The 24,911-nt window shown below is 71.8% G+C and carries 25 protein-coding genes; 14 read left to right on the top strand and 11 right to left on the bottom strand.

Features of this window, described 5'->3' with window-relative positions:
- Positions 1 to 2 precede the first annotated feature (2 nt).
- Genes AB0B68_RS15990 through tkt form a run of 3 tightly spaced genes read right to left on the bottom strand, consistent with a single transcriptional unit; the run spans position 3 to position 4,978 of the window.
- Positions 3 to 1,652, bottom strand: coding sequence for a glucose-6-phosphate isomerase (locus AB0B68_RS15990; protein ID WP_357198538.1), 1,650 nt, complete (start codon positions 1,650 to 1,652; stop codon positions 3 to 5).
- On the bottom strand, positions 1,649 to 2,824 hold the full coding sequence (tal, locus tag AB0B68_RS15985) for a transaldolase (RefSeq protein WP_357198535.1): 1,176 nt from the start codon (positions 2,822 to 2,824) through the stop codon (positions 1,649 to 1,651). The genes AB0B68_RS15990 and tal overlap by 4 nt, the downstream gene beginning before the upstream one ends.
- 15 nt (positions 2,825 to 2,839) lie before the next feature.
- Positions 2,840 to 4,978: a transketolase gene (gene tkt / locus AB0B68_RS15980; RefSeq protein ID WP_357198532.1), complete on the bottom strand. Its 2,139-nt coding sequence runs from the start codon at positions 4,976 to 4,978 to the stop codon at positions 2,840 to 2,842.
- 265 nt (positions 4,979 to 5,243) lie between these two features.
- On the opposite strand from tkt, the gene AB0B68_RS15975 reads away from it, so the two are divergent.
- The 7 genes from AB0B68_RS15975 to AB0B68_RS15945 all read left to right on the top strand — a co-directional run bounded on the left by AB0B68_RS15975 (position 5,244) and on the right by AB0B68_RS15945 (position 10,845).
- Positions 5,244 to 6,197 carry a heme o synthase gene (locus tag AB0B68_RS15975; RefSeq protein WP_357260570.1) on the top strand — a complete coding sequence of 318 codons (954 nt, stop codon included), beginning with the start codon at positions 5,244 to 5,246 and terminating at the stop codon, positions 6,195 to 6,197.
- Between the two features lie 445 nt (positions 6,198 to 6,642).
- The gene (locus AB0B68_RS15970) at positions 6,643 to 6,978 is read left to right on the top strand and encodes a hypothetical protein (RefSeq protein ID WP_357198526.1); all 336 of its coding nucleotides are present in this window, start codon (positions 6,643 to 6,645) and stop codon (positions 6,976 to 6,978) included.
- Positions 6,979 to 6,991: 13 nt separating this feature from the next.
- Positions 6,992 to 7,912, top strand: a complete 921-nt coding sequence (locus AB0B68_RS15965; protein ID WP_357260567.1) for a hypothetical protein — start codon at positions 6,992 to 6,994, stop codon at positions 7,910 to 7,912.
- 572 nt (positions 7,913 to 8,484) lie between these two features.
- Positions 8,485 to 9,117 (top strand): LysE family transporter, encoded by a 633-nt coding sequence (locus AB0B68_RS15960; RefSeq protein WP_357208460.1) that lies wholly within the window; start codon positions 8,485 to 8,487, stop codon positions 9,115 to 9,117.
- A 193-nt stretch (positions 9,118 to 9,310) separates the two neighbouring features.
- A complete protein-coding gene (locus AB0B68_RS15955; RefSeq protein WP_357208458.1) occupies positions 9,311 to 9,958 on the top strand; it encodes an acVLRF1 family peptidyl-tRNA hydrolase in 648 nt (215 codons plus the stop codon).
- A 162-nt stretch (positions 9,959 to 10,120) separates the two neighbouring features.
- Entirely contained in the window at positions 10,121 to 10,420 is a 300-nt protein-coding gene (locus tag AB0B68_RS15950) for a muconolactone Delta-isomerase family protein (RefSeq protein WP_357208455.1), read from the top strand.
- 65 nt (positions 10,421 to 10,485) lie between these two features.
- Positions 10,486 to 10,845, top strand: a complete 360-nt coding sequence (locus tag AB0B68_RS15945) for a hypothetical protein (RefSeq protein WP_357208453.1) — start codon at positions 10,486 to 10,488, stop codon at positions 10,843 to 10,845.
- Positions 10,846 to 10,916: 71 nt separating this feature from the next.
- Here AB0B68_RS15945 and AB0B68_RS15940 read toward each other — a convergent pair whose 3' ends face one another.
- Positions 10,917 to 11,840, bottom strand: a complete 924-nt coding sequence (locus AB0B68_RS15940; protein WP_357208612.1) for a neutral zinc metallopeptidase — start codon at positions 11,838 to 11,840, stop codon at positions 10,917 to 10,919.
- Positions 11,841 to 12,103: 263 nt separating this feature from the next.
- On the opposite strand from AB0B68_RS15940, the gene AB0B68_RS15935 reads away from it, so the two are divergent.
- Positions 12,104 to 13,708, top strand: a complete 1,605-nt coding sequence (locus AB0B68_RS15935; protein WP_357204154.1) for an ABC-F family ATP-binding cassette domain-containing protein — start codon at positions 12,104 to 12,106, stop codon at positions 13,706 to 13,708.
- Between the two features lie 19 nt (positions 13,709 to 13,727).
- Here AB0B68_RS15935 and AB0B68_RS15930 read toward each other — a convergent pair whose 3' ends face one another.
- Positions 13,728 to 14,327, bottom strand: a complete 600-nt coding sequence (locus AB0B68_RS15930; RefSeq protein ID WP_357260564.1) for a cadmium resistance transporter — start codon at positions 14,325 to 14,327, stop codon at positions 13,728 to 13,730.
- A 216-nt stretch (positions 14,328 to 14,543) separates the two neighbouring features.
- Here AB0B68_RS15930 and AB0B68_RS15925 point away from each other — a divergent pair, with 216 nt between their 5' ends.
- The 3 genes from AB0B68_RS15925 (at position 14,544) to AB0B68_RS15915 (ending at position 17,676) form a co-directional block, all read left to right on the top strand.
- Positions 14,544 to 14,771, top strand: a complete 228-nt coding sequence (locus tag AB0B68_RS15925; protein ID WP_007462679.1) for a helix-turn-helix domain-containing protein — start codon at positions 14,544 to 14,546, stop codon at positions 14,769 to 14,771.
- Between the two features lie 46 nt (positions 14,772 to 14,817).
- Complete coding sequence (locus AB0B68_RS15920) at positions 14,818 to 15,585, top strand: enoyl-CoA hydratase/isomerase family protein (RefSeq protein WP_357204158.1); 768 nt, start codon at positions 14,818 to 14,820, stop codon at positions 15,583 to 15,585.
- A gap of 114 nt (positions 15,586 to 15,699) precedes the next feature.
- On the top strand, positions 15,700 to 17,676 hold the full coding sequence (locus AB0B68_RS15915; protein ID WP_355009984.1) for an ABC transporter ATP-binding protein: 1,977 nt from the start codon (positions 15,700 to 15,702) through the stop codon (positions 17,674 to 17,676).
- Between the two features lie 9 nt (positions 17,677 to 17,685).
- Here AB0B68_RS15915 and mug read toward each other — a convergent pair whose 3' ends face one another.
- The 6 genes from mug to AB0B68_RS15885 form a co-directional block, all read right to left on the bottom strand.
- Positions 17,686 to 18,261 carry a G/U mismatch-specific DNA glycosylase gene (gene mug, locus AB0B68_RS15910; RefSeq protein WP_357260639.1) on the bottom strand — a complete coding sequence of 192 codons (576 nt, stop codon included), beginning with the start codon at positions 18,259 to 18,261 and terminating at the stop codon, positions 17,686 to 17,688.
- Between the two features lie 131 nt (positions 18,262 to 18,392).
- On the bottom strand, positions 18,393 to 19,154 hold the full coding sequence (locus AB0B68_RS15905; RefSeq protein ID WP_357204160.1) for an SDR family oxidoreductase: 762 nt from the start codon (positions 19,152 to 19,154) through the stop codon (positions 18,393 to 18,395).
- On the bottom strand, positions 19,139 to 19,684 hold the full coding sequence (locus AB0B68_RS15900; protein WP_357204162.1) for a hypothetical protein: 546 nt from the start codon (positions 19,682 to 19,684) through the stop codon (positions 19,139 to 19,141). Before AB0B68_RS15900 ends, AB0B68_RS15905 begins: the two co-directional genes overlap by 16 nt.
- Complete coding sequence (locus AB0B68_RS15895; RefSeq protein ID WP_357260561.1) at positions 19,681 to 20,499, bottom strand: DUF692 domain-containing protein; 819 nt, start codon at positions 20,497 to 20,499, stop codon at positions 19,681 to 19,683. The genes AB0B68_RS15900 and AB0B68_RS15895 overlap by 4 nt, the downstream gene beginning before the upstream one ends.
- Positions 20,496 to 21,422, bottom strand: a complete 927-nt coding sequence (locus AB0B68_RS15890; protein WP_357204166.1) for a TIGR04222 domain-containing membrane protein — start codon at positions 21,420 to 21,422, stop codon at positions 20,496 to 20,498. The genes AB0B68_RS15895 and AB0B68_RS15890 overlap by 4 nt, the downstream gene beginning before the upstream one ends.
- An 81-nt stretch (positions 21,423 to 21,503) precedes the next feature.
- On the bottom strand, positions 21,504 to 22,076 hold the full coding sequence (locus AB0B68_RS15885; RefSeq protein ID WP_355009969.1) for a helix-turn-helix domain-containing protein: 573 nt from the start codon (positions 22,074 to 22,076) through the stop codon (positions 21,504 to 21,506).
- Between the two features lie 77 nt (positions 22,077 to 22,153).
- Between AB0B68_RS15885 and AB0B68_RS15880 the strand changes: the two genes are divergently transcribed.
- From AB0B68_RS15880 to AB0B68_RS15870, 3 genes are all read left to right on the top strand, one after another.
- Positions 22,154 to 23,014 carry a carbon-nitrogen hydrolase family protein gene (locus AB0B68_RS15880; RefSeq protein ID WP_357260559.1) on the top strand — a complete coding sequence of 287 codons (861 nt, stop codon included), beginning with the start codon at positions 22,154 to 22,156 and terminating at the stop codon, positions 23,012 to 23,014.
- A 65-nt stretch (positions 23,015 to 23,079) separates the two neighbouring features.
- Entirely contained in the window at positions 23,080 to 23,724 is a 645-nt protein-coding gene (locus AB0B68_RS15875; RefSeq protein ID WP_091403736.1) for an HAD family hydrolase, read from the top strand.
- 211 nt (positions 23,725 to 23,935) lie between these two features.
- Complete coding sequence (locus tag AB0B68_RS15870) at positions 23,936 to 24,868, top strand: RIO1 family regulatory kinase/ATPase (protein WP_357260556.1); 933 nt, start codon at positions 23,936 to 23,938, stop codon at positions 24,866 to 24,868.
- Positions 24,869 to 24,911 lie beyond the last annotated feature (43 nt).

The raw sequence follows: 24,911 nt of genomic DNA, 5'->3' as shown, positions 1-24,911 counted from the left end.
CCTCACGCCCGCAGATCACCGGCCGCATCCAGTAGTTGGGCGACACCGGCGGCCCGGTCGGTGAGGTGCAACCGCAGCAACGGCCGCTCCCGACCAGCGAGAGCCTGCCGGTCACCGGCGGCCTGCGCCGCCTGCAACTCACCGAAGGTGTACGGCTTGCCCGGCACCGCCAGGTCCTCGGCGACCGCGCCGGTCACCTGGAGATAGCTGCCCACCTGCGGGCCGCCCTTGTGGTACTGGCCAGTCGAGTGCAGGAAGCGCGGACCCCAGCCGAAGGTGACCGGTCGGCCACCCGCCTGCGCCAGCAGCGACCGCAGCTTGGCCGTGTCGGCGTCGGCGAACCGGTCGAGGTACGCCATCACCGCGAGGTAACCGTCGTCGCCCAGCCCGTCGAGCAGCCAGCGCAGCACACCGGCCAGGTCGCCGGGGGTGCCCTGCGGGGCGTACACCTCGATCGCGCCCTCGGTGAACGACGGCGTCTCCGCCGGCAGGCCCGAGGCCAGGATCTTGTTGGTGTTCTCCTTGGACTCGGTGACGTTGGGCTGGTTGAACGGGTCGATGCCGAGCACCACACCGGCCACCGCGGTGGCGTACTCCCAGGCCAGGAACTGCGCGCCCAGCGGGCCGTTGACGGCCACGTCCGGGGTGGCCCCGCCGCCCGGCATGTCACCGGGGGCCAGCGCGCCGCCGTAGCTGATCGTCAGCACGTCCGCGCCGGTGGCGCCGGGGCTCTGCGGAGACTCCACGACCACCGGCAGGATGCCCACCCCGGCCTTGCCCGTCGACTCGGCGATCAGCTGCTCGGCCCAGTCGCCGAGCCCGTCGATGCCGGTGCCGTCGGACACCAGGGCGACCTTGTCCCGGGCGAGCGTTGCCGCCGCGCCCAGAGCGGCGCCCAGCGCCAGCGCCGGGTTGTTCTGATCCGCGCCGAGCGACGTGGACAGCGCGTCGGCCTGGTCGAGCAGCTCCGCGACCTCGACCCCGGCCAGCGCCGAGGGCACCAGGCCGAACGCGGTGAGCGCCGAGTAGCGGCCGCCGACGTTCGGGTCGGCGAGCACCGTGAACGCGCCCATCTCGGCCGCGGTGGCCTCCAGCGGCGAACCCGGGTCGGTGACGATGACGAAGTGCCGGCCGGCCTCCGCCTCGGTCATCCCGGCGTCCAGGAACGCCTGCCAGTACGCGCGCCGGTGGCTGTCGGTCTCCACCGTCGACCCGGACTTGCTGGCCACCACCACGACGGTGCGCTCCAGCCGGTCACCGAGCGCCGCCCGGACCTGGCCCGGGTCGGTGGTGTCCAGCACCGTCAACGGGCGTCCGAGCGTCTGGGTGATCACCTCGGGCGCGAGCGAAGAGCCGCCCATGCCGGCGAGCACCACGTGATCCAGGTCGGCCAGCTCCGCGCTCAGCTCGGCCAACTGGACGAGCAGCTCGCGGCTGCGCCGGTGGGTGTCCACCCAGCCCAGCCGGATCTTGGCCTCGGCCTCGGCGTCCGGACCCCACAGGCTGGCGTCCTTGCCCGCCAGCCTGCCCGGGACGCCGGCCTTGACCAGCGCGTCCCGGGTCGAGGCGGGCGCGGCCTTGTCGACCGCGTCCGCGCCGTACACGGCCAGCCCGGCGGCTGCCTCCACCGGCCCCGCAAGCAGGTCGCTCATGCGCCACCCGCCTTGTCGGCGGCCTTGGCGTTGCCCTTGGCGGCCTTGTTCGGCGCGCCGGTGCCCTGCGCCGCGGCCTTCAGCGACTTGGTCACCCCGTCGAGCAGCTCCTGCCAGCTGACCTCGAACTTCTCCACGCCCTCGCGCTCCAGGGTGGCGATCACGTCGGCCATGTCCACCCCGACCGACTCCAGGTCCGCGAAGACCTTGCGGGCCGCGTCGTAGGCCCCGGTGACGGTGTCACCGCGGGTCTCGCCATGATCGGCGTACGCGTTGACGACGGACTCCGGCATGGTGTTGACAGTGCCGGGGGCGATCAGCTCCTCGACGTAGATGGTGTCCTTGTAGTCCGGGTTCTTCGTCGAGGTGGACGCCCACAGCGGCCGCTGCGGGTGCGCGCCGGCTGCGGCGAGCGCCTTCCAGCGGTCCGAGGCGAACACCTCGGTGTAGCGCTCGTACGCCAGTTGGGCGTTGGCGACGGCGGCCTTACCCCTGAGCGACTTGGCCTGCTCGGAGCCGATCTTCTCCAGCCGCTTGTCGACCTCGGCGTCGACCCGGGACACGAAGAAGGACGCGACCGAGCCGATCTTCGACAGGTCGTGGCCGTTGGCCTTGGCCTGCTCCAGGCCGGCGAGGAACGCCTCCATGACCGCCGAGTAGCGGTCCAGACCGAAGATCAGCGTCACGTTCACGCTGATCCCCTCGGCGAGCGTGTCGGTGATCGCCGACAGGCCCTCCTCGGTGGCCGGGATCTTGATGTAGAGGTTGGGCCGGTCGACAAGCCACCACAGCGCCTTGGCCTCGGCGACGGTCTTGTCCGCGTCGTGCGCGCTGCGGGGGTCCACCTCGATCGAGACGCGGCCGTCGACGCCGTCGCTGCCGTCGTACGACGGGCGCATCACGTCGCAGGCCCACCGCACGTCGTACGTGGTGAGCATGCGGACGGCCTCTTCCACGTCCACGTCACGAATAGCGAGGTCGCGCAGTTGCCAGTTGTACTCGTCGGCGTCGCTCAGGGCCTTGGCGAAGATCGTCGGGTTGGTGGTGACACCGGCCACGTGCTTCTCGCGGCGGAGCTGGTCCAGCCCGCCGGAGCTCAGTCGTACCCGGGAAAGGTCGTCGAGCCAGACCGCCACGCCCGCGGCGGTCAGCTCATTCAGCTTGTCGGTCATGCCGTCCACGCTCCCTCAGTTGCCGGTCGTGAAACCGGTGATGTCGCCCACCCGGGCCAGCGAGGCGTGTGCCGCCGCCACGATCCGGTCACCGGTGAACCCGAACTGCTCGAAGAGCACGGTGTGCGGGGCACTCGCGCCGTAGTGCTCGATGCTGACGCTCTCGCCCAGGTCACCGACGATGCCGCGCCAGGACATCGCGATGCCCGCCTCCACGCTCACCCTTGCCTTTACCCCGCGGGGGAGCACCGATTCCCGGTACGCCTCGTCCTGCTCGTAGAACCACTCCTGGCACGGCATCGAGACGACCCGGGTCGGGGTGCCGTCGGCCTCCAGCCGCTCCCGGGCGGTCAGGCAGAGCTGCACCTCGGAGCCGGTGCCCACGATGATCACCTGGGGCTTGCCGTTGGACGCCTCGGCCAACACGTAACCACCCTTGGTCACGCCCTCCGCGCTGCCCAGGACGTCGCGGTCCAGGGTCGGAAGCGGCTGACGACTCAACGCCAGCGCGGTGGGCCGGTCGGTGTGCTCCAGCGCCTGCCGCCACGCCCAGGCGGTCTCGTTGGCGTCGGCCGGGCGGACCACGTCCAGGCCGGGAATGGCGCGCAGCGCGGTCAGGTGCTCCACCGGCTGGTGGGTCGGGCCGTCCTCGCCGAGGCCGATCGAGTCGTGCGTCCAGACGTAGGTCACCGGCAGCTTCATCAGCGCGGCCAGCCGCACCGACGGACGCATGTAGTCGCTGAACACCAGGAACGTGCCGCCGTAGGGGCGGGTGCCGCCGTGCAGGGCGATGCCGTTGAGGATCGCGCCCATGGCGTGCTCACGGATGCCGAAGTGCAGCGTGCGGCCGTACTCGTGGCCGGGGAAGTCCTTGGTGGCGTGGGCGGCCGGGATGAACGACGGCTCGCCCTTCATCGTGGTGTTGTTGCTCTCGGCCAGGTCGGCCGAGCCGCCCCACAGCTCCGGGAGCACCGGCGCGAGCGCCTCCAGCACCTTGCCGGAAGCGGCCCGGGTGGCCACACCCTTGGCGTCCGCGGGGAAGACCGGCAACGCGTCGGTCCAGCCGTCGGGGAGTACGCGGCCAGCCAACCGCTCGTAGAGCGCGGTGCGCTCCGGGTTGGCCTTCTTCCAGGCGTCGAACGCGGCGGTCCACTCCTGCTCCGCCGCGTCGCCGCGCCCCATCACGGTGCGGGCGTGGCTGAGCACCTCCTCGTCGACCTGGAAGGTCTGCTCCGGGTCGAAGTCGAGGATCCGCTTGGTGGCCTTCACCTCATCGGCGCCGAGCGCCGAACCGTGGATCTTGCCGGTGTTCTGCTTGTTCGGCGCGGGCCAGCCGATGATGGTGCGCAGCGCGATGAAGGAGGGGCGAGCGGTCTCCGCCTTGGCGGCCACCAGCGCCGCGTACAGCGCCTCGGCGTCCTCGTGGTAGTCGCCCTGGTCGGCGTCGCCGCTGCGCCAGTCGACGGTCTGCACGTGCCAGCCGTACGCCTCGTAGCGGGCGGCCACGTCCTCGCTCTTGGCGATCCGGGTGTCGTCCTCGATGGAGATCTCGTTGTCGTCGTAGATCACCGTGAGGTTGCCCAGCTGCTGGTGCCCGGCGAGGGCGCTGGCCTCGTGGCTGATGCCCTCCTCGATGTCACCGTCGGAGACGATGCACCAGATGTCGTGGTCGAAGACGGACGCGCCCAGCTCGGCCTCGGGGTCGAACAGGCCGCGCTCGCGGCGGGCCGCCATGGCCATGCCGACCGCGTTGCCCAGACCCTGCCCGAGCGGGCCGGTGGTGGTCTCCACGCCCGGCGTGTGCCCGTGCTCGGGGTGCCCCGGCGTCTGCGAGCCCCACTGCCGCAGCGACTTGAGGTCGTCCAGGCTCAGCGGGTAACCGGAGAGGAACAGCTGGATGTAGAGCGTCAGGCTGGAGTGCCCGGCGGAGAGAACGAACCGGTCGCGGCCGGGCCAGTTCGGGTCGGCCGGGTTGTGCCGCATGACGCGGTTGAAGAGGAGGTACGCCGCGGGCGCGAGGCTCATCGCGGTGCCCGGGTGGCCGTTGCCGGATTTCTCTACGGCGTCCATGGCCAGCACGCGGACGGTGTCTACGGCCCGGCGATCGAGGTCGGACCAGTTCAGTGCGGGGTGCGCGGGTCGTTTAACAGCCACGATGGTTGTGCTCCTCGGCAGATGGGCGGAACCCTCACCGATGACCTTATCGAGCGTCCCTAAACATGCGCCCGGGGATCTGCGCATGGTGTGCGCTACGTGACCATCCGGATGCTCGCTTCAACCCGGTGGTGTGACGGCCCGCACCGTTGTCGGGTCGGCCGGGCAGCCAAAACGACGACGCGTAGTGTGTGGGGCGGTATGCGGACCCGTGCGGTCCCGACCGATCCGATCTCCCCGTGCCGATGCCGGAAGGTGGCAATCCGTGAGCATGATCACCGAGCGCCCCGCGAGCAACCCGGCCGGGCCACACCCGGCGCGGGCGGCCGAGGGCCCGGTGGCCCGGCGGGACGTACGCGCCGTTGTCTCGGCGTACGTGTCGCTCACCAAGCCGCGGATCGTCGAGTTGCTGCTGGTCACCACCATCCCGGCGATGATGCTCGCCGAGGGTGGGCTGCCGTCGCTGTGGCTGATGGCCATCGTGCTGATCGGCGGCTCGCTCGCCGCCGGCGCGGCAAGCGTCCTCAACTGCTACATCGACCGCGACATCGACCAGCTGATGCGGCGTACCAAGCGTCGGCCGCTGCCGGCGCACACCGTGTCGCCGCGGAGCGCGCTGATCTTCGGTCTGGTGCTGGCGGCGGTGTCGGTGGCCCTGATGGCGGCGTTCACCAACCTGCTGGCCGCCGGGCTGACCCTCGCCGCGATCGCCTACTACGACCTCGTCTACACCCTGTGGCTCAAGCGTTCCACCCCGACGAACACCTTCTGGGGCGGCGCCTGCGGGGCGGCACCGGTGCTGATCGGGTGGGCTGCGGTGACCGGCTCACTGGCGCCGGCCGCCTGGGGGCTCTTCGCTGTGGTCTTCTTCTGGCAGATGCCGCACTTCTACCCGCTCGCCATGAAGTACAAGGACGACTACGCCCGGGCCGGCATCCCGATGCTGCCGGTGGTGGCCTCGACTCGCCGGGTGAACGCCGAGATCCTGATCTTCGCGTGGCTCACCGTGCTCACCTCCCTGGCCGTCTGGCCCCTGGGGCTCAGCGCGATCTACGGGGTGCCGACCCTGGTGGTGGGTGCCATCTTCATCCTCGAGGCACACCGACTCTGCCGGCGCGCGACGCGCGGCGAGGCGATCAAGCCGATGCGGCTGTTCCACTGGTCGACGACGTACCTGACGATCGTCTTCGTGGCCGTCGCGCTCGACGCGCTGATCTGACCCCTCCCGGCCGACTCCGCGCCCCGCTCTCCGCGTGCGGAGGCCCTGCGCCCGTCGGCTCCGCTAGCTGCCTTCCGCCGCGCCGCGTTCGGCTTTCCGGCCCTCGCGATGTCCGTCTGCCGCGTGTCCGTGCGGCCGCGCTGTCAGCCCAGGTGGCACCCAGCGGCTCGGGTCGGCGGCGATCGATGCCGCTGATCTACTGACTAATCACGGACATGGATGAGTTGTCCGGGTTTAACGTCACATCAGAGTAACTTTCTACATGAGTCGGATCGGCTCAACCTGGGAGGGTTCGAAGGCGATTTGCGGGCGCGCTTTGGCCGTAAAAGTCGGTAAATAACCGGACAGCAAACCTGTGGTCGTCCTTAAACCTGTAGGTAATTGGCATCACAAAAGGTTCATGGTTCTCGCCCGACAGGGTGCAAGTCTGCTTAGGCTTCGCGTCATGGCAGATGGTTCCGATACGACGCTGACCGCTGAGCAGACCGCCGGCGAGCAGGCGCCCCAAGGCCTGGTTGCGGGTCTCAAGGCGTTCGCCGCAGAACACGGCGGCGCGAAGGCGGTCATCGAGTACGTCGGCAAGCGCGGCGCGCGAATCGTCCTGGTAGGTGCCGACGGTGAGTGGGGCGACCAGTTCGCCGACGACACCGTCACCGCCCGGGAGGCGTGCGCCAAGGCGGGAGTCACCGTCGAGAACGCCTGGGAGCGTGAACTGATGGACCAGATGCGTCCGAGCAACGACCTCTGGCGGTCGATGGCCCGGCGCACGATGGCCCGCTGAACAGACAGCTGAATTGACCACATATCACCAGTCGACCCGGGGGGAACCCCGGGTCGCTCTCGTCACCTGCTCAGACCTGGCCGACCTCGACCCGGACGACCGGCTGGTCCTCGCCCCGCTCGCCGCCCGTGGCGTCGCCGTCCAGGCCGTGGTCTGGGACGACCCCGACGTCGACTGGTCGTCCTACGACCTGGTCGTGCTCCGCTCACCCTGGGACTACGCGCTGCGCCGCGACGAGTTCGTGTCCTGGGCGTCGACAGTGCCCACGCTCGTCAACCCGGCCGACGTGGTCCGCTGGAACACCGACAAGCGCTACCTCGCCGAGCTGAGCGCCGCCGGCGTGCCAACCGTGCCGACAGCCTGGGTCATGCCGGGGGAGAGCTGGCAGCCGCCCGCCGAGACCGGCGAGTACGTGCTCAAACCCGCCGTCAGCGCCGGCAGTCAGGACACCGGCCGGTACGACCTGGCCGACCCGGAGCACCGCGACCTTGCCGCCGCACACGTTCGCCGACTCTCCGAGGCCGGCCGGGTCACCATGGTCCAGCCGTACCTGCGGGCCGTCGACACCGAAGGCGAGACGGCTCTGCTCTTCCTGGCCGGTCCCGAAGGGCTCGCGTTCAGCCACGCGATCCGCAAGGGTCCGATGCTGTCCGGGCCGGATTTCGGTCCGGACGGGCTGTACAAGGCCGAGGAGATCACCGCCCGTACCGCGCGCCCCGAGCAGCTGGCGGTGGCCGAGCAGACCCTCGCGACGGTGCCCGGCGGCACCCGACAGCTGCTCTACGCCCGGGTCGACCTGATCCCCGGCGCGGACGGCGAGCCGGTCCTGGTCGAGCTGGAGCTGACCGAGCCGTCGCTCTTCATCGGGTACGCGAACGGCGCCCCCGAGCGCCTCGCCACCGCGATCACCACTCACCTGGCCCGCAACGCCTAACCACTCACACAACAAGCAACTCCCGAACGGCCGCCCGCCCGCGCCGCGCGCACGTGCGTCCGGCTGCGGTGCTGCCGTCCTGCCGTCCTGCCGCGCTGCCTCGCTGCCGCCGGCAAGATCGCGCAACATCCTGGTTCTAGTGGCTTCCCGGCGTTCCGTGACCACTACATCCTGGTTCGAGTGCGATCTTGGTGGCCCGGGGCGCCAAGGCCGGGGTTCCGATCTCCAAAGGGGGGCGTTCGTCGTCAAGATCGGCGCAGGATCAGGGATGTTGCTGTCTCCGGCGTGGTGGAGGCAGCAACATCGGGGTGTTGTGAGGATCTTGGGCGCGGGGCGCGGGGCGCGGGGCGCGGGGCGCGGGGCGCGCGGGCGCGGGGCGCGGGGCGCGGGGCGCGGGGCGCGGGGCGCGGGGCGCGGGGCGCGGGGGAATATCGGTGGCGGGGGCGCGGGTCCGACGCGGAGGATGCGCGTGTGACTGAGGCGTACCCGAAGCAGGTTCCTGTCCGTGCGGCCACTGCCGCGCGTCGACAGCGCAGCCTGCCCCGGCCCGCCTGGATCCCGCGCCCGCCGTCGTGAGCGGCGCGTTCCTCGCCGGTCTCGTGGCCGGCTACGGCGTCGCCATTCCCGTCGGCGCGATCGCGATTCTGATCCTGGGGCTCAGCGCCCGTACGTCGTTTCGGGTGGGTGCGGCCGCGGCGCTCGCGGTGGCGACGGCCGACGGGCTCTACGCGGTGGTGGCCGTGCTCGGCGGCGCGGGCCTGGCCGGGATCATCGCGCCGGTCGCCGGGCCCCTGCGGGTGGTCGCCGCCGTGGTGCTGCTGGGTCTCGCCGGGCACGGCCTGTGGCGGACGTGGTCCGCGCACCGCTCGCACCGACCGCCAACGGCACGCGACGGTGGGGGCATGAGCACTCCGGGGCGGGCCTACGCGGCGCTGCTCGGGTTGACCCTGCTGAACCCGATGACGGTTCTCTACTTCACCGCCCTGGTGCTCGGCCGCCGGGACACTGCCGACTCGGGCATGGTCCCGATGGCCCTCTTCGTGGCCGGGGTGTTCCTGGCGTCGGCGAGCTGGCAACTGGTCATCGCCGGCGGTGGCACCGTGGTCGGCAGGGCGCTGACCGGGCCGCGTGGCCGGCTGGTCACCGGCCTGGTCTCCAGCGCGCTCATCGCCGCGTTGGCGGTGGCCGCGCTACTGCCAGGTTGAACGGCCACGGCGACCATCCGACCCGGCAGGAGGTCGCTGGGTCCAGGCCGAGCCGGACCAGGTTCACGGGCGGCTCAGCCACCCGGACGGCACCCGACCGCGCCTGGTCCGCGGTGTCGCCGGGCGTGTCCCTGGCCGGGCACACGGGCCGCCCGGGGGCCCGGACGGGTTCGCTGTGCCGTACGGTCGGGCGATGACCAGTCGACCCGCAGCCGGCGGAGGCCGGTGGGTCGAGGTCGACCCGGCCCGCGTCGGCCGCTGGGTCGAGGGCTTCGCCGACCGGCACGGCCCGCCCAGCACCAGCGCGAGGGAGTACGGCCTACTGCTCGCCGCCCCGGACGGGGCGACCGCCGAGCTGCACGCCCCGCCGGGTGCGCCGGCCCGCGCGGATGTGGCCGGGTTCGTGGCCTCCGCTGTCATGCCCCGCCGGATCGGCCTGCTGCTGGCGCGCAAGGGCGCGGTGGCGCTCGGGGTGGCCGAGGGCGGCGACCTCGTCGTCTCCAAGGTGGACACCCGCTACGTGCAGGGGCGCACCGCTGCGGGGGGATGGTCGCAGCACCGGTTCGCCCGCCGGCGTGACAACCAGGCGAAGGCTGCGCTGGGCGACGCGGCGGATCTGGCCGTACGGCTGCTGTTGCCGGAGGTGGCGACGCTCGCCGCGTTGGTCTGCGGCGGTGACCGGCGGGCGGTGGACGGGGTGCTGACCGACCGACGGTTGGCCCCGCTCGTGCCGTTGCGGGCGGAGCGGCTGCTCGACGTGCCGGAGCCCCGGCACGCGGTGCTGGTCGCGGCAGTGGGTGCGGCCCGGGCGGTACGCATCCTGGTGCGCGACCCCGACTGACCTCGGCCCGCACCGGCGGCCTCAGAGGCCCGCACGGGCGGCGTCGCAGGCCTGCACGGGGCGGCGTCGGAGGCCCGCACCGGCGGCGTCGGAGGGGAGACGGTCGCCACCCAAAATGGGGTTCGCGGCGTGCTGCTCGGCCGGCGGCCGGAGGATGGGCGCGTGGAGTTTCTGGTTGACATGGTGACGACGGTGCCCGACGGCACGTCGGAGGACGGCGTCGCCGACATGCGTGCGCGAGAGGCCGCGCGTTCGGCCGAGCTGATCGCCCAGGGCAGTCTCCTGCGGCTGTGGCGGCCGCCGCTGGCACCGGGGGAGTGGCGTACGTGGGGGCTGTTCCAGGCCGACGACGCCGATGAGCTGGAAGCCGTACTCGCGTCGATGCCGCTGCGCGCCTGGCGGCGCGAGACCGTGACGCCGTTGACACCGCACCCGAACGACCCGGGTCAGCCGCCTCGCTGAGCTGGCGAGGGCACGCCGCCTCGACAGGCACGCCACGGGACACGTCCGTCAGCAGGGAGATCATCATGTCCGACGCTCAGATTCTGCGTACCGTCCTCGACCGGTGGAAATCGGCTGTCGACGCCCACGAGCCCGACCGGGTCGCGGCGTGCTTCACCGATGACGCGATCTTCCAGGGGCTGCAGCCGTACACGGTCGGTCCTGCCGGCGTCGCCGCGTACTACGCCGGACAGCCGCTCGGCCTGACCGCCGCATACGACATCCGGGAGATCCGCCGTCTCGCCGACGACGTGGTCCTCGGCTACCTGGAGGTGGAGTTCGGCTTCACCGACCGGCCGGCACTGACCGTCAACCTCGGAGTGCTCCTGCGGCGGGTCGACGACGACTGGCTCATCGGCCACTACCAGGTCTCGCGGCTCACCTGACCCCGGAGCTACGGCCGGAATGACAATCGTGGCAGGCCCACCGGGGGCCTGCCACGATCTCGGAGCGGGTGTCAGAGCTGGTCGGTACCGAAGGTGTCGCAGGTCTTCGGGTCGCCGCGGTCGTAGCCCTGGGTGAACCAACGCTTGCGCTGCTCGGACGTGCCGTGGGTGAACTGGTCGGGGTTGACCCGCCCGCCGGAGCGCTCCTGGATGCTGTCGTCGCCGATCGCCTCGGCGGCCTGCACCGCCTCGCTGATGTCGGTCTGGGTGATGGACTTGAACAGCGGTTCCTGGCCGGTCTTGTCCTTGCTCTCGGTGGCGTGCTTGGCCCAGGCGCCGGCGTAGCAGTCGGCCTGCAACTCCAGCCGTACGGAGGCGGACTGGGGGCCGCTCTGGTCGCCCTGGCCGGCCTTGGCGTTGGTGCCGAGGAGGTTCTGGACGTGGTGTCCGTACTCGTGGGCAAGCACGTACGGCTGGGCGAACTCGCCCTTCGCCCCGAACCGGGACGCCAACTCGTCGTAGAAGCTCAGGTCGATGTAGACCTGCTTGTCGGCGGGGCAGTAGAACGGGCCGACGCCCGAGTCGGCCTGCCCGCAGCCGGTGTTGACGGCGGCCTGGAAGAAGTTGGTGTCGGTCTGCTCGTACTCTCCCTTGCCCAACTCCGGGTACGCCTTCTGCCAGTAGGCCTGGATGCTGTTGACGTAAAGCGCGTTGCGGCAGCGCGCGTCGTCGAGACGCTCGGGGTTGTCGCGGGAGCACAACTGCTCCAGGTCGGTGCCGCCGGCCTGACCGCCCTCGTCGCCGTTTGTCATGGCGTTGAGGCCGAAACCGCCGCCGAGCAGCGCGACGAGCACCGCCACCACGATGCCGATGATGCCGCCCCGACCGCCGCCTCCGGGGATCGGGATGCCGAGGCCGCCTCCGCCGCCTCCACCACCGCGGCCCACGTCGTTGACCTGCGAGGTGTCGATTTCGGCCCGCTCGTTGAGTTCCATGGTGACCCCGATCGCCGTATGCCGGTGATTGTCTTTTGTGTGTCGTTTCGTCCATCGAGTGCCGGACGGGGTCCGGACAGGCGTTCCGGTACCCGATGATCTTGATTGGTAATCCGGGCAGGCGCTCCGGGCGCGCCCGGTACACTTGTCAGGTGCTGCGCTGCGAAGGCTGAACCGCCCCGCGCCGTCGGGCCCTTGAGCCCGCCGGCCGTTTCGCGTGCCCCGAGTCAGCCTTCCGAACCCCGAGAGCGAGCCCCGCAAACATGATCACTGCCACCGGCCTGGAACTGCGTGCCGGTTCCCGGATCCTGCTGTCCGACACCACCCTGCGCGTGCAGCCCGGTGACCGGATCGGCCTGGTCGGTCGCAACGGCGCCGGCAAGACCACCACGCTGAAGGTGCTCGCCGGCGAGGGGCAGCCGTACGGCGGCCAGATCGACCAGCGCAGCGCCATCGGTTACCTGCCGCAGGACCCGCGCACGGGTGACCTGGAGGTCACCGGCCGCGACCGGGTTCTCTCCGCGCGCGGCCTGGACGTGCTGATGGCGCAGATGCAGGAGATCGAGGCCCGCCTCGCCGAGGACGCCAACGACAAGCTGGTCCGTCGGTACGGCGCGCTGGAGGACCAGTTCGCCGCCCTCGGCGGGTACGCGGCCGAGGCCGAGGCCGCGCGGATCTGCGCCAACCTCGGCCTACCGGACCGGGCGCTCGCGCAGACCATCGGCACCCTGTCCGGTGGTCAGCGGCGACGCATCGAGCTGGCCCGGATCCTGTTCCGTGACGCGGGCGAGAACGGCGGCGGCATCCTGCTGCTCGACGAGCCCACCAACCACCTCGACGCCGACTCGATCACCTGGCTGCGGGGCTTTCTCGCCAACCACAAGGGCGGCCTGATCGTGATCTCCCACGACGGCGCGCTGCTGGAGTCGGTGGTCAACAAGGTCTGGTTCCTCGACGCCACCCGGTCGGTCATCGACGTCTACAACCTGGGCTGGAAGGCGTACCTGGAGGCGCGCGAGACCGACGAGCGGCGCCGCCGCCGGGAGCGGGCCAACGCGGAGAAGAAGGCCGGCGCGCTGATGGCGCAGGCCGACAAGATGCGGGCCAAGGCCACCAAGACCGTGGCCGCGCAGAACATGGCCCGCCGCGCCGAGAAGCTGATCTCCGGCTTGGAGGAGGTGCGGGTCGCCGACCGGGTGGCCAAGGTGCGGTTCCCCAGCCCCGCGCCGTGCGGCAAGACCCCGCTCACGGCGACCGGTCTCTCCAAGTCGTACGGATCGCTGGAGATCTTCACCGACGTCAACGTGGCGGTGGACCGGGGCTCCCGGGTGGCCATCCTCGGGCTCAACGGCGCCGGTAAGACGACCCTGCTGCGGATGCTCGGCGGGCTGCTCAGCCCGGACACCGGCGAGGTGCACGCGGGGCATGGCCTGCGGCTGGGCTACTACGCCCAGGAGCACGAGACGCTGGACGTGGAGCGGACGGTTCTGGAGAACATGCGCGCCGCCGCGGTCGAGCAGTCCGACACCGACCTGCGCAAGATCCTCGGCGCCTTCCTGTTCTCCGGCGACGACGTGAACAAGCCGGCCGGGGTGCTCTCCGGCGGCGAGAAGACCCGGCTGGCGCTGTCCACCCTGGTCTGTTCCGGCGCCAACGTGCTGTTGCTCGACGAGCCGACGAACAACCTCGACCCGGTCAGCCGGGAGCAGGTCCTCGACGCCATCGCCAACTACCCGGGCGCGATCGTCCTGGTGACCCACGACCCGGGTGCGGTGCTGGCGCTCAAGCCGGACCGGGCCATCCTGCTGCCCGACGGCGACGAGGACGCCTGGAGCGACGACCTGCTCGAACTTGTCGAGCTGGCCTGACCAAGCTTCTGGCCGGGCCTCAACCGAGCAGGTCCACCAGCCGGCCGACGACGCCGGAGCTGACCAGGATCACCACGCCGATGCCGATGAAGATCGTCGGCACCAGCCAGTGGCCGGCGCGTTCGACCAGCCGGACAACCCGTGGGTGCCCTCCCAGCCACGCGCCGACGGCACACCACAGCGCGATGAGCAGCACGAAGATCAGGAGGAACACCGCGCTGTCGGCTGCGCCGAGGGCTCGGAAGACAGGTACGTAGACGGCCACGTTGTCGGCGCCGTTCGCGATCGTCACGCCGGCCACGCCGAGCGCTCCGGTCACGACAGTGGGCGTCTCGTCCTCGTCGGAGTGACGCAGCGCGCGTACGCCCAGCGCGATCGGCAACAGGCCGAGAAGCCCCGTCCACGGGTCCGGCACCACGAGCAGCCCGGCGGCCACCACCGCGCTCGCCAGCGCGAGCGCACCGATACCGACGTATTGGCCGGCGACAATCTGCCACGGGCGGGGCCGACCGGTGGTGCGGGCCGCGACGAAGAACAGGGTCAGGATGACGATGTCGTCGATGTCGGTCGCGGCGAAGACCACTGCCGCTCCGGCCGCCGTGCTGAGCAGGTCGATCACGACGGCAGGTTACGGCTTGTCGGCAGCAACCAGCGCCGGCGGGTGGTACGCCCGGACGCCGCGGCGGGCCGCATCGCCAGGATCACTCTATCGGGAAGCTGACATTGCATAGCGTGTCGGTTGGCGAAGAGTTGATATCTGGCGCATGATCGTTCGAGGCGGTCTAATAGGTGGGACCGTATCCGAACCGCACAGTCTGGGACGTGAGGACACAGCATGGCAGCCACTGGCACAGCCACCAGCACTGAGAAGGGTCGCCGGATCGTCGGAGCCGAGCGTCAGACGCTCGCCAAGGACCTGGTAAAGCGGTACACCTCGGGGGAGAGCATCCGCGCGTTGGCGGCCTCGACCGGCCGTTCCTACGGGTTCATCCATCGAGTGCTCACCGAGTCCGGCGTGCAGCTGCGTCAGCGCGGTGGCGCCCGACGCCGCAAGAAGGCGTGACCCGCCCCTCAGCGTCGTCCACCAGCGCCGCGCCCCGGGAAGTCCGGTGACCGCCGAGGCGACCGGGGTTCGGCTGACTTGCGACGGGCCGGTCGCCACGGTGACGTTGTGCCGGCCCGACGTGCTCAATGCCCAGACGCCCGCGATGTGGCGAGCGATGAGCGACTTTTCCCGCGACCTGCCCGGCGACGTGCGGGTGGTGGTGGTCCGCGGTGAGGGCCGCGCGTTCTCGGCCGGCCTCGATCTCGCGGTGGCGGGCGCCTCCGGTCCGGGGTCGTTCGCTGAGCTGGCCACGCTGCCCGAGCAGGAGTGCGCCGAGCGCATCGCGGAGTTCCAGGCCGGTTTCACCTGGCTGCACCGGCCGGATGTCGTCTCTGTCGCGGCCGTGCAGGGCCACGCGATCGGTGCTGGCTTTCAGCTCGCGCTCGCCTGCGACCTGCGAGTGCTGTCCGCGGACGCGAAGATGTCGATGGCCGAGGTGACCCTCGGCCTGGTGCCGGATCTGGCCGGGACGAAACGCCTCGTCGAGCTGGTCGGCTATTCGCGGGCGTTGGAGATCTGTGCGACAGGCCGCCGGTTGGACGCCGCCGAGGCGGACCGGATCGGGCTGGCCACCCTGGTCGTATCCCCGGCCGAGTTGGACGGCGCGGTGCGGGATTTGACCGCCGGCCTGCTCTCCGGGGCCCGCGACGCGGTGGTCGAGATCAAGGCGCTGCTCGCCGGCGCCGCCGGGCGGTCGCACGCCGACCAGCAGCGCGCCGAGCGGGAGGCACAGACCCGTCGGCTGCGTGACCTCGCCGGCACTGGAGAATAGGTAAGGACCGCACGGGAAGATCCGGGTTACGACCGAGGTTGTCACACTCGTCGGGAGAATTGACCTGACGGTGCGGTCTGCCCGGCAACCCGGAGGTGAACGATGTCCAACCCGATGTCCGGCGGTGGCATGGCCGGGTGGAGCATGCTCCGGTCGATGCGTAACCGCGACGAGGTCTCCTCCCACCGGCTCAAGCGCGGGGTGGCCCGCCGCATCGTCGATTTCGCCCACCCCTACCGGCGCGACATCATCGTCTTCCTGGCCACCGTGGTGTTGGCCGCCATCATCGGCGTGGCCACTCCGGTGCTCGCCGGCGACGTGATCAACGCGATCAACGAGGGCGGCACCGAGGCCGGGCGGCTCGTGGTGCGGCTGGCCCTGTTCATCGCCGCGCTTGCGGTCGCCGACGCGCTGCTGTCGCTGGCCCAGCGGTGGTATTCCGCCCGCATCGGCGAGGGCATCATCTTCAACCTGCGCACCCGGGTCTACGACCACGTGCAGCGGATGCCGTTGCAGTTCTTCACCCGCACCCAGACCGGCGCCCTGGTCAGCAGGCTCAACAACGACGTGCTCGGCGCCCAGCGGGCGTTCACCTCCACCCTGTCCGGTGTGGTCAGCAACGTCATCCAGTTGGTCCTCACCGCAGCGGTGATGTTCACCCTCTCCTGGCAGATCACCGCGCTGTCACTGGTGCTGCTGCCGATCTTCATCATTCCGGCCCGTCGGGTCGGCAAGCGACTGGCCGAGATCACCCGCGAGGCGTACAACCTCGACGCCAAGATGAACGCGACGATGACCGAGCGGTTCGGGGTGGCCGGCGCGCTGCTGGTGAAGCTCTTCGGCCAGCCCGAGATCGAGGCCCGCCGGTTCGGCGACCGGGCCGAGCGGGTCCGCGACATCGGCATCCAGTCCGCCATGTATTCCCGCACCTTCTTCGTGGCGATGCTGCTGGTCGCCTCGCTGGCGCAGGCGCTGACCTACGGTCTCGGCGGCTGGCTCGCGGTGACCGGCGGCGTCAGCGCCGGCACCGTGGTGACGCTCGCGCTGCTGCTCACCCGCCTGTACGGGCCGCTCACCGCGCTCTCCAACGTCCGGGTGGACGTGATGAGCGCGCTGGTCTCCTTCGACCGGGTCTTCGAGGTGCTCGACCTCAAGCCGGGCATCGTGGAGAAGCCCGACGCGGTACCGGTGCCCCTGGGTGCCGGCCGGGTCGACTTCCGCGACGTGCGTTTCCGCTACCCGAGCGCCGCCGAGGTCTCCCTCGCCTCCCTGGAGGAGGTCGCCACCCTCGACCGGACCGTCAACGAACCGGTGCTCAAGGGGGTCTCGTTCAGCGTCGAGCCGGGGCAGATGGTCGCGCTGGTCGGCCCGTCCGGGGCGGGCAAGTCGACACTGTCGATGCTCATCTCCCGGATCTACGACGTCAGCGACGGGCAGGTGCTCGTCGGCGGCGTGGACGTGCGTGACGCGACGCTCGCCTCCCTGCGCGACGAGATCGGTGTGGTCACTCAGGATTCGCACCTGTTCCACGAGACGATCGCCGAGAATCTGCGCTACGCCAAGCCCGACGCTACCGACGACGAGATCTGGGCCGCCCTGGCCGGGGCGCAGGTGGCCGATCTGGTTCGGGCGCTGCCCGACGGTCTGGACACCACGGTAGGGGAGCGCGGCTACCGGTTCTCCGGCGGCGAGAAGCAGCGCATCGCGATAGCGCGACTGCTGCTCAAGGCACCGTCGATCGTGATCCTCGACGAGGCGACCGCTCACCTTGACTCGGAGAGCGAGGCGGCGGTGCAGCGGGCGCTGTCGGTGGCGCTGGCCGGGCGGACCGCGCTGGTGATCGCGCACCGGCTCTCCACAGTGCGAGACGCCGACCAGATCCTCGTCCTGGACGGCGGACGGGTCGTCGAGCGGGGACGGCACGACGAGTTGGTGGCCGTTGGTGGGCTCTACGCCGAGCTGTACCGCACCCAGTTCGCGGTCGCCGACTCGCCCACCCCGTTCGTCGACGCGACCGGTGCCGAGCCGGTGGTCATGCCGCTGGGCACCTACCGCGCCGACGAGGTGCTGCCACCGGCCGCCGCCAACTGACGTCGTGGATCACAGGGCTGGTAGCTCGGTCGCTGCCCGCAACTCGGCGAACGCCAGGCCCAGGGTGACCGGGGTGAAGTGCGCGTTCAGGCCGCTGGGGTTGGGTAGCACCCACAGCCGCGCGTCGGCCAGCGTCTCCGGTTGCGGCCCGAAGGCTGCCTTGGGCCGCTGGAAACCGATCCGGTACGCGGTCACCCCCACCACTGCCACCCAGCGCGGCCGGTACCGGGCCACCTTGTCGGTCAGGATCGCCGCGCCGTCGAGGAGTTCCTCGGTGCTCAGCTCGTCCGCGCGGGCACTGGCCCGGGCGGCCATGTTGGTGATGCCGAGCCCGAGCGCCGGCAGTTCGTCCTGTTCGCTGGGGTGCAGCAGCCGGGGCGTGAACCCGCCCCGGTGCAGCGCCGGCCAGAACCGGTTGCCGGGTCGAGCGAAGTGCCAGCCCGTCGCCGCCGACCACAGACCCGGGTTGATGCCGACGAAGAGCACCTCCAGGCCGGGAGCGAGGACGTCGGGAATCGTCCGGTCCGCCGCTGCCGCGAGGTCCGCGCGGGTCGGCCGGGTCGGGACGGACCGCCGCGCCTTGATCGACTCGGGTTCCTGGACGTCGGCGTGTCCTGGTCGCGTCGACCGCCCGACTTCCGTGATGTCGAGTCGATCAACGCCCGGGTCCGGCTCTGGCGGCCTCACCGTGCGGGCGGGTCGGGCCCGCTCGGCTGTCACAGCCCGCGCAGCGCGCCGCCGTCGACCGGCACTGTGATTCCGGTGAGGTAGCTCGCGGCGGGGGAGAGCACGAACGCGGCCACCCGGCCGAACTCGGCGGGGTCGCCGACGCGGCGCAGCGGGATGCCGGCCTCCGCCTCGGCGCGGGCCCGCTCCGGGTCACCGGTCGCTCCGAACAGTTCCCGGTTGCGGTCGGTCATGATCCGGCCGGGCAACAGCCCGACCACCCGGACCCCACGCGGACCGTAGTCGTCGGCGATGTCCTTGGCGGCCCCGACCAGGCCGGGCCGCAGACCGTTGGAGATGCCGAGGCCGGGCACCGGGCCACGCGCCGAGGTGGAGAGCACCAACCCGATCGCGCCGCCCTCGGGCAGGGAGTTGGCGACAGTGCGTACGGCGCGGATGGTGCCCAGGAAGACGGTCTCGAAGGACAGCCGCCACTGCTCGTCGGTGACCGCTGCGGCGTTGCCCGGCGGTGGTCCACCGACCGAGATCAGCGCGCCGTCGAGCCGGCCGAAGTGTTCCTGGGCGGCGGCGACGAGCTGCCCCGGGGTCTCCGGGTGGGTCAGGTCCGCGGCCAGCCCGATGGCGTGCTCCGGGCCGCCCAGCTGCTGCGCGGCGGCGGCCACCGCGTCCGGGTCGCGGGCCGAGAGCACCACCCGCGCACCGTCGGCGACCAGGCTCTGTGCGGTCGCGTAACCCAGACCGCGGGAGGCGCCGGTGAGGACGTACACGCGGTCGGTCAGTCCGAGATCCATAACTCCGATCCTGCCGCATCCGGTAACCCGTCGCCAGCACGGGTGGACAGCCGTGGGGCGGGGCGCAGCAGGCGTACCCGGCCGGCGATCTGCAGCGCGACGGCGCCGCCGGCGCGGCCCACCGCTGGCGCCCGGCGCGGGCGCGGCGCTCGAAGCCCGTCGTAGCGCAGGCGTGCCTCCCGGACGGCCAACTCCTCGGCGGCGGCCGGGGGGAGCGCCTGCTGGGCGCGCAGCGACCGGGCCAGGTCCCAACCGTCGCGCAGCGATCCGGCGGTGGGTCGCCGGGCGGCCCACTCGGCGAAGGTGGCCGACCAGCGGGCGCCGAGACCTGCGGCGAGCAGTGGCCAGTGCCGGGCCACCTCGCCGGCCCGTTTGCGCAGCAGGGCCGCGCGGGTGGCGGCCAGCGGGCCCGGCGCGAACCCCGCCGGTGGCTCACCCCCGGCGACCAGCGCCGCGACAAGTTCGGCCTGCCGTTCGGCCAGCCCGACGCGGGGCGTCGGCGCGCTGCCGCCCTCTGGTGTGCCCGTCATGTCACGGCCGGAAAGCCCGCGGCGGCGGCCAGGGCGTCCAGTTCGGCGCGGAGTTCGACGGCCGGCGGATAGTGGCCGTCGCGCTCCAGCAGCAGGGCCGGCGGTCGCCGTCGGGCGCAGAGCGCGCCGAGAAGCTCCAGCACCGCTGTCGGCACCGGGTCGGTGTGGGTGTCGTGGTAGAAACCGCCGTGTTCCGCGCCGCCGGCCACGTGGGCGTACGCGACCCGTTCCAGCGGCAGGCGGTCCAGCAACGCCAGCGGGTCGGCACCCCGGTTGCGGGCGTTGGCGTGCACATTGGCCACGTCCAGCAGCAGCAGTGCTCCGGTCCGGTCGAGGATCTCGGAGAGGAAGTCCGCCTCGGTCAGCTCGTCGTCGGGCCAGTCGACAAGGGCGGCGATCGGTTCCAGCGCGATCGGCACCGGAAGCTCGGCCTGCGCCCGGGCCACGTTGGCGCAGACCGCGTCGACGGCTTCCCTGCTGCGGGGCAGCGGCAGCAGGTGACCGGCCTCCAGGCCGCCGGCCCGGACGAACGCGATGTGCTCGCTGACCAGCGGGGCGTCCAGGCGTTGTGCCACCGCGGCCAGGTGCGCGACCCGGGCCGGGTCGACCGGCTCGGCGCCGCCGAGAGAGAGCCGCACCCCATGGGGTACGACGGTCACCGCGCGGTCCCGCAGCTGGGTCAGGCCGGGCGGGAGCGGCCCGGAGGCGGGCACCCCCTCGGCCACCACCTCCACGAAGCGCAGGCCGGGCAGCTCGGCCACGAAACCGGCGATCTCCGGCCGCCAGCCGATCCCGACGCCGGACGGGCAGGTCATCCGCCGCACCCCCCGCCGCCGCACCCGCCTCCGCCGCCGCCGCAGGAACTGCCGCCGTCCGAGCCGGAGCTGTCACCACCGCCCGAGGATCCGTCGGATCCTCCGGACCAGCCGCTACCGGCGGCGGCCTGGCGCTGGATCTCGGCCTGCTCGGCGAAGCCAGGGTCGAGCGCCCAGAGCGAGGCGGTGCCGTACAGGGCCACGCCCATCGCCGCACCGGCCGCTCCGTAGGTGGCGTAGGCCGGTGCGGAGGCGGGGGCGAGGTGGGTGTGCTGGCGGCGGACGGAGCGCAGAGCGGCCCGACCGGCTCGGGTGAGCATCGGGACCCGACGCAGCACCAGCGTGACGATCAGGAGAGCGACCAGGGTCAGCAGCAGGTAGCCGACCGGGCGGCCGCTGAACAGGCCGGAGACCAACCGGAGCACACCGAGACCCAGCAGGGCGATCAGGAGCGTGGCCCAGAAGCGGGCCCGTGCGCGTTGCGCGTCGTTGGTCAGCAGCCCGCGCTCCTCCAGGCCGTTGCGGATCTGGTGCAGCGCGACGCGTACGCGCTCGTCCTGGGGCAGATCCCGGACCCGCGAGTGCTGGTGGGCTGCCCAGTGGATGGCCTGGTCCAGGGGGGTGAGCCCGGTCGGTGCGGCACCGACGGTGGTCAGTCGGCGGTCCGGTCGTACGCCGACCGCGCCGCTGCCGCGCAGCCCGCCGAGCGCCGCGTGCACCGCGAGTTGGGGGCCGCCGTTGAGGTACGCGACCTGCTGTGGTCCGAGGGGATCGGCGGTCATGGCACCGCTCGACCCGACCGCCAGACGGAACCGCTGGTACGCCACGATCGCCACCAGCAGGATGGCCGCGGCGATGTAGTAGCGGAGGAAGGTCGGGCCGGAGATGCCCCAGGTGTCGCCGGACGCGGCGTGGACGGTCATCGACTGCTCCTGTCACCGGAGGGATCGGCGGCCCCATTGTGGAGCAGCCTCGCCACGGTCGACAGACCGGTGTGCGCGCGGCTAGTGCCGGCGGACCGCCTCCTCGACGAGGTCGAGCACCGGGCCCAGGTCGCCGGCCGGTCGGCCCATGGCCAGGTGCAGCACCAGGCCGTCGTAGGCCAGCTCCAGGAACTGGGCCAGCACGTCGATCGGGACGTCCTCGCGCAGCACCCCGGCGTCGCGCTGGCGGGCCAGCCGGTCCCGGGTCGCCTCGGCGATCGCGGCGGACCGCTCCGCCCAGCGCTTGGCGAACGCCGGGTCGGTGCGCAGCCGGCGGGATACCTCCAGTTGGCTGCCCAGCCAGCCGGTGGTGTCCGGCGAGACGGCGCGAGCGAGGAGGTCGCGCATAACCTGGACCAGACCGTTGCGGGCCACCGTCTCGACCATGACCGCGGCGTCGTCCTCGGCGACGGCAAGGAAGAGCGAGTCCTTGTCGCGGAAGTGGTGGAAGATCGCGCCACGGGACAGGCCGGTGGCCTCTTCGAGGCGGCGTACGGTCGCCCCCTCGTAGCCGAGCCGGGCGAAACACGCCCGGGCCGCGGCGAGGATCTCCTGCCGGCGAGCGTCGAGCTGGTCCTGGCTTACTCTGGGCACACGTCGATCGTCGCAGGTCACCCCGGGGCACGCAAACCGTACGTACGGCTTGGGATGTTGCCGACTACCATCGCCCGGTGACCCAGTCCCACACGGTGCCCGACTCCCCGCTGACGGTGGCCACCATCCAGGCCACCCCCACACCGGGCGACGTCGCCGGCAACACGGTCATCGCCGCCGACCTGGTCCGTGAAGCCGGTAGGCGGGGTGCCCGGGTGGCCGTCCTGCCGGAACTGTTCCTCTGCGCGTACCACCCGCCGGTTCTCGCCGCCGACCCGGCCGGCACGGACGTCGCGGCCGACCCGGCCGGGATGGTCGCGGATCCCCGGCTCGACCCGCTGCGCGTCGCGGCGCGCGAGGCCGGCGTCACCGCGGTGGTCGGCGCGGCCGTCCGGCACCCCGACGGCCGGCGGACCATCGCGGCGCTGGTGGTCGACCGGACCGGCGAGGTGCGGGTCGGGTACGACAAGCAGCAGTTGTGGGGCGACGAGCGGGAGCTGTTCAGCCCCGGCGACCGGGGTGCCACGCTGCTCGTCGACGACTGGAGGCTCGGGCTCGGCATCTGCTACGACGGCTGTTTCCCCGAGCACGGCCGGGCCGCCGCCCTCGACGGCGCGCACGCCTACCTGTGCCCCAGCGGATACCTGGCCGGCTCCGAGCACCGCCGGGATCTCTACTACGCCGCACGTGCCCTGGACAACACGATGTTCGTGGTCTTCGCCAACGCGGTCGGAGGGGCCGATCCGTGGCGGTTCAACGGCGGTGCGGCCATCTACGACCCCGAGGGGCGGGTGCTGGCTCGCGGGGCGGACGACGGCACTGCGGTGCTCGTGGCGACGCTGGATCCCGCAGTGCTCGCGGCTACCCGGACGGCCCACTCGATGCTTCTCGATCGGCTGCCGGACCAGGGCGGCGCCCGGCTGTCGATGCCTGGCTGAGCCTGCCGTCAGCTCGATACCCGCCGCATCTGTTAACCGACACGTCGGTCCCGTAGGGTGCCCGAGTGCCACTGCTCCTGCTGGACCTGGACAACACCCTGCTGGATCGGGCCGGGCCGTTCCGCCGCTGGGGTGAGCGCTTCCTGGACAGCATCGGCGCGCCCCACACCGACATCGACTGGCTGATCTCGATCGACGCCGACGGTCTGACCGACCGCTGGGACCTCGCCGACGCCATCCGGGACCGCTACGAGCTGCGGATTCCCTCGATCGACCTGGTCGAGGAGCTGCACGACGGGGTGGTGGCGCAGACCCGGCTCGACCCGCTGACCGCCTGCGCGCTGCGGATCGCCGACGACGCCGGCTGGGTGCCGGTGGTGGTCTGCAACGGCACCGTACGCGTCGAGGACGCCAAGATTCGCCAGACCGGGCTGGACCAGTACGTCGCGGACTGGGTGATCTCCGAGGAGGCCGGCGTCAGCAAGCCCAACCCGAGAATCTTCGCGCTCGCCGCCCAGCGGGTCCGGATGCCGCTGCGGGGGGCGTGGGTGATCGGCGACAGCCCGGAGGCGGACATCGGCGGGGCCGCCGCCGTCGGGCTGCCCAGCGTCTGGCTGCACCGGGGGCGCACCTGGTCGGACGTCCGGTTCGCGCCGAGCCGCACCGTGGACGGGTTGATCGCCGCGGTCGCCACCGTGCTGGCCCGCTGAGGGTTTCCGCGCTGCCGGCCGTGCGTCCGAGCGGTCGTTCGGGTGGCGGCCCGGTAATTCGGTTGACCGGCCGACGTGGTCGTACGAGCATTGTCCGCGCATGGTGCATCCCGGGCGTGTGCCCGGTCGAGGAGAGGAGGCGGGTCATGGCCGTCTTTGCAGGTCGCTTCCAGCTGCCTATCTCAGCCTCGACCAAGGGAACCTCACCACAGTGCGCGATCATGACCTTCCGGCGCTTGAGCGCCGGAGCCGCGGCAAGAGCCGCTTCGACGACGACGAACAGCAGTTTCTGAAGCGCGGGCGGCCCACCGAGCCGCCCGCAGACCCGGACAGCGAACCTGACCCGGACACCGGCGAGCGCTGGTCGTCCTGGGACGACGCCGTGCACGGGCCACAACCGCACCCCGCCTGGCTGGTCACCGAGTTGGCCGCCAAGGACACCGAGCTGGGTGTGTTGAAGACCGGCAAGGAGGCGGACGTCCACCTGGTCCGTCGGGCCGTGCCGGACACCGACCGGTCCTGTCTGCTCGCGGTGAAACGCTACCGCGATCCCGAGCACCGGTTGTTCCACCGCGATGCCGGCTACCTGGAGGGCCGTCGGGTGCGCCGGTCCCGGGAGAACCGGGCGATGGCCAGCCGGACGGCGTTCGGCCGGCAGATGATCGCCGGGCAGTGGGCGGCAGCCGAGTTCGCCGCGCTGAGCCGGCTCTGGGAGATCGGCGCCGGGCACGACCGGATCGCCGTGCCGTACCCGGTGCAGTTGCGGGGCACTGAGCTGATGCTGGAGTTCGTCGGTGACGCCGAGTCGGGAGAGGCGGCACCCCGACTGGCCCAGTTGCGACCCGGCCCGACCGAGCTGCGTGACCTGTGGGCCCAACTGGTGGAGGCGCTGCGGGTGCTGGCGCGGGCCGGCTACGCGCATGGCGACCTGTCGCCGTACAACCTGCTCGTGCACCAGGGTCGACTGGTCGTGATCGACCTGCCGCAGGTGGTCGACGTGGTGGCGAACCCACAGGGGCCGGAGTTCCTGGCCCGCGATGTGCGGGTGGTCGGCGCCTGGTTCGCGGCCCGGGGTCTTTCCGCCGAGCTGGTGGACCCGGGCATGTTGACCGGAGAGCTGCTGCACGAGGCGGGCCTGCGCTGATCGGAGCGGGTCGGGCGGCCGCACCGCCCGACCCGCCACGTCG

It is taken from the genome of Micromonospora sp. NPDC049049 (assembly GCF_040649115.1).
Lineage (GTDB): Bacteria > Actinomycetota > Actinomycetes > Mycobacteriales > Micromonosporaceae > Micromonospora.
Note: the sequence above shows the minus strand (reverse complement) of the source record. Positions and strands in the feature narration are given on the sequence as shown.